The organism is Terrabacter ginsenosidimutans, assembly GCF_039539425.1.
Taxonomy (GTDB): Bacteria; Actinomycetota; Actinomycetes; order Actinomycetales; family Dermatophilaceae; genus Terrabacter; species Terrabacter ginsenosidimutans.
Genome location: NZ_BAABDC010000019.1, coordinates 1969 through 5505, shown reverse-complemented (window position 1 = coordinate 5505; position 3537 = coordinate 1969). Strand labels below are relative to the sequence as shown.

The following is a 3537-nucleotide window of genomic DNA, read 5'->3' as shown; positions in this document are numbered from 1 at the left end:
AAAGTGTGTCCGGCTGCGTCCTACTCTCCCACACCGTCACCAGTGCAGTACCATCGGCGCTGAAGGGCTTAGCTTCCGGGTTCGGAATGGAGCCGGGCGTTTCCCCTTCGCTATGACAGCCGAAACTCTATGGAGATATCAATCAGTGGGTGTGTTCCCGTTTGTATCTCGGGAACCGCACAGTGGACGCGTAGCATCTTTGTAAGTCAAGTTATCGGCTTATTAGTACCGGTCAGCTCCACACATTGCTGTGCTTCCACATCCGGCCTATCAACCCAGTAGTCTAGCTGGGAGCCTCTCGCCCTCGCGGGCCTGGAAACCTCATCTTGAAACGTGCTTCCCGCTTAGATGCTTTCAGCGGTTATCACTTCCGAACGTAGCTAATCAGCGGTGCCCTTGGCAGGACAACTGACACACCAGAGGTTCGTCCATCCCGGTCCTCTCGTACTAGGGACAGCCTTTCTCAAGTTTCCTACGCGCACAGCGGATAGGGACCGAACTGTCTCACGACGTTCTAAACCCAGCTCGCGTACCGCTTTAATGGGCGAACAGCCCAACCCTTGGGACCTACTCCAGCCCCAGGATGCGACGAGCCGACATCGAGGTGCCAAACCATGCCGTCGATATGGACTCTTGGGCAAGATCAGCCTGTTATCCCCGGGGTACCTTTTATCCGTTGAGCGACGGCGCTTCCACAAGCCACCGCCGGATCACTAGTCCCGACTTTCGTCCCTGCTCGACATGTCTGTCTCACAGTCAAGCTCCCTTGTGCACTTACACTCGAAACCTGATTACCAACCAGGCTGAGGGAACCTTTGGGCGCCTCCGTTACCTTTTAGGAGGCAACCGCCCCAGTTAAACTACCCACCAGGCACTGTCCCTGATCCGGATCACGGACCGAGGTTAGATATCCAGAACGACCAGAGTGGTATTTCAACGTTGACTCCACCATCACTGACGTGACGGCTTCACAGTCTCCCACCTATCCTACACAAGCCGTACCGAACACCAATACCAAGCTGTAGTAAAGGTCCCGGGGTCTTTCCGTCCTGCTGCGCGTAACGAGCATCTTTACTCGTAGTGCAATTTCGCCGAGTTCGTGGTTGAGACAGTGGAGAAGTCGTTACGCCATTCGTGCAGGTCGGAACTTACCCGACAAGGAATTTCGCTACCTTAGGATGGTTATAGTTACCACCGCCGTTTACTGGCGCTTAAGTTCTCAGCTTCGCCGTGAGGCTAACCGGTCCCCTTAACGTTCCAGCACCGGGCAGGCGTCAGTCCGTATACATCGTCTTGCGACTTGGCACGGACCTGTGTTTTTAGTAAACAGTCGCTTCTCCCTGGTCTCTGCGGCCGATCACGCTTTCGCCAGCTAGTGGCGTCACGATCAGGGCCCCCCTTCTCCCGAAGTTACGGGGGTATTTTGCCGAATTCCTTAACCACGATTCACTCGATCGCCTTGGTATTCTCTACCTAACCACCTGAGTCGGTTTGGGGTACGGGCGGCTCGAACCTCGCTAGAAGTTTTTCTCGGCAGCATAGGATCACCCTCTTCCCGCATTCGCGGTCACTATCAGGTCTCAGGCTTCATGCGACCCGGATTTGCCTGGATCGCGCCCTACACCCTTGGACGTGGACAACCATCGCCACGCGGAGGCTACCTTCCTGCGTCACTCCATCGCTTGACTACTACCAGATCGGGCCGTGCGCTCCACACACCCGATGGACCCGAAGGTCCGGTGGGCGTGCTTCAGGCACTTAGCATCACTGGGTTCATCATGGGCGGTCCTTCGCCGGTTCCGGAATATCAACCGGATGTCCATCGACTACGCCTGTCGGCCTCGCCTTAGGTCCCGACTTACCCAGGGCAGATTAGCTTGACCCTGGAACCCTTGGTTATTCGGCGGACGGGTTTCTCGCCCGTCATTCGCTACTCATGCCTGCATTCTCACTCGTGTGGCCTCCACGGCTGGTTCACACCGCCGCTTCCCTGGCCACACGACGCTCCCCTACCCATCAACACGCCTGGACACCGAACCCGCAGGTGTCGGTGCCGAGCAATATGTCAATGCCACAGCTTCGGTGGTGTGCTTGAGCCCCGCTACATTGTCGGCGCGGAATCACTTGACCAGTGAGCTATTACGCACTCTTTAAAGGGTGGCTGCTTCTAAGCCAACCTCCTGGTTGTCACAGCAACTCCACATCCTTTCCCACTTAGCACACGCTTAGGGACCTTAGCTGGTGATCTGGGCTGTTTCCCTCTCGACTACGGAGCTTATCCCCCGCAGTCTCACTGCCACGCTCTCACTTACCGGCATTCGGAGTTTGGCTAACGTCAGTAACCTGGTGAGGCCCATTAGCTATCCAGTAGCTCTACCTCCGGCAAGAAACACGTGACGCTGCACCTAAATGCATTTCGGGGAGAACCAGCTATCACGGAGTTTGATTGGCCTTTCACCCCTACCCACAGCTCATCCCCTCAGTTTTCAACCTAAGTGGGTTCGGTCCTCCACGCAGTCTTACCTGCGCTTCAACCTGGCCATGGGTAGATCACTCCGCTTCGGGTCTAGACCCAGCGACTCAAACGCCCTATTCGGACTCGCTTTCGCTACGGCTTCCCCACACGGGTTAACCTCGCCACTGAGCACTAACTCGCAGGCTCATTCTTCAAAAGGCACGCTGTCACCCCACACGCCCAACGGCGGGAGGCTCCAACGGATTGTAGGCACACGGTTTCAGGATCTATTTCACTCCCCTCCCGGGGTACTTTTCACCTTTCCCTCACGGTACTTGTCCGCTATCGGTCACCAGGGAATATTTAGGCTTAGCAGGTGGTCCTGCCAGATTCACACGGGATTTCTCGGGCCCCGTGCTACTTGGGAAACACCACCGGGAGTCCACACCATTTCGTCTACGGGGGTCGCACCCTCTATGCCGAGCCATTCAATGCTCTTCGACTATGACGCAGATTTTTTACTCCCTGTCAGCCTGTCAGAGCCAACTGGCGGGTCCCACGACCCCGAACGTGCAACGCCTGACAGCTATCACACACGCCCGGTTTAGCCTCATCCGCTTTCGCTCGCCACTACTCACGGAATCACATGTTGTTTTCTCTTCCTGTGGGTACTGAGATGTTTCACTTCCCCACGTTCCCTCCACACACCCTATATATTCAGGTGCGGGTGACTGGACTTGCCTCCAGCCGGGTTTCCCCATTCGGAAATCCTCGGATCACAGTCTGGTTATCGACTACCCGAGGCTTATCGCAGATTCCTACGTCCTTCTTCGGTTCCTGGTGCCAAGGCATCCACCGTGTGCCCTTAAAAACTTGACACTACAAAGATGCTCGCGTCCACTGTGAAGTTCTCAAAATACAACCGGCACCCCACACCCACCACGACACAGTCGCGATCTCGGCAGGGCCCACCAACCAGAAGAAACCAGCCCACACACACCAGCGGACCCGGGAGCAAACCCGGGGCCGGCGCGTGTCGCCCGATCCTTCAGGACCCAACAACGTGTCAGACACCGCCCCAC

2 rRNA genes are annotated in these 3537 nt (G+C 56.5%); both read right to left on the bottom strand.

Annotated elements, in window-relative coordinates:
- Nucleotides 1-7 precede the first annotated feature (7 nt).
- Nucleotides 8-124 (bottom strand): 5S ribosomal RNA (gene rrf, locus ABD831_RS22180).
- A gap of 78 nt (nucleotides 125-202) precedes the next feature.
- A 23S ribosomal RNA gene (locus ABD831_RS22175) occupies nucleotides 203-3334 on the bottom strand.
- Nucleotides 3335-3537: the final 203 nt, after the last annotated feature.